The 694-nt window shown below is 36.5% G+C and carries 1 pseudogene; it reads right to left on the bottom strand.

Annotation, left to right across the window (positions count from 1 at the left end):
* Positions 1–70: 70 nt before the first annotated feature.
* Positions 71–694: pseudogene (locus AB6N09_RS05645) on the bottom strand (transposase); the annotation flags it as partial.

Raw genomic sequence — 694 nt, 5'->3', positions numbered from 1 at the left:
AATAAGTACTTTAAGTCTGTGTGAACGTACTTATTCACAATATTCATTGCAGTTACTGCTGTGTAAGTTTTTAGGTATTTAAATTAATTGCTTCTTTAAGCCTTGTATTAGCAATTACTATAATTTTACGCATTAGAGCTGTTACAGCCACCATCTTCTTCTTACCACTTTCAACAAGCTTAGAATAAAACGCACCAAGTACAGACTTGGACCTTGCAGCAGCCATAGCAGCTGTAAAGAGCTTTGAACGAGCGTTGCTTCTACCGCCTATAATCCTTCGATAACCAACAGCTTTACCACTTTCCTTAGGATGAGGTGCTACTCAGGCAAGACTCGCTACTTCTTTTCTGTTTAAGTAACCAAGCTCTGGCATTAAACACAAAAAATCTTGTGATAACTTTTTACCCATTCCAGGAACTGTTTTAGGGATTTTTTGGCGTTGTTGTAATTCGCGGCTTTCATCAATAATCTTTTGTATGGTATTATTGAGTTCATTTATTTGACTATCGAAAAACTCAATGGTCTTTTGACAGCTTTCTTTTATATGATCATTTTCCGGTGCTTCAAGTCTGCATTTTTTTTGAGTTCTCATTTGCGTAATATCATCACGACATTGACAAAGTGCAGCCAAAGTTGATTGTTCTGTAGAGGTAGGTACAAATAGAGAGATAGTTCTATGGCGTTCAAATCCATA

Source organism: Wolbachia endosymbiont of Tettigetta isshikii (genome assembly GCF_041154185.1).
Taxonomy (GTDB): Bacteria; Pseudomonadota; Alphaproteobacteria; order Rickettsiales; family Anaplasmataceae; genus Wolbachia.
Note: the sequence above shows the minus strand (reverse complement) of the source record. Positions and strands in the feature narration are given on the sequence as shown.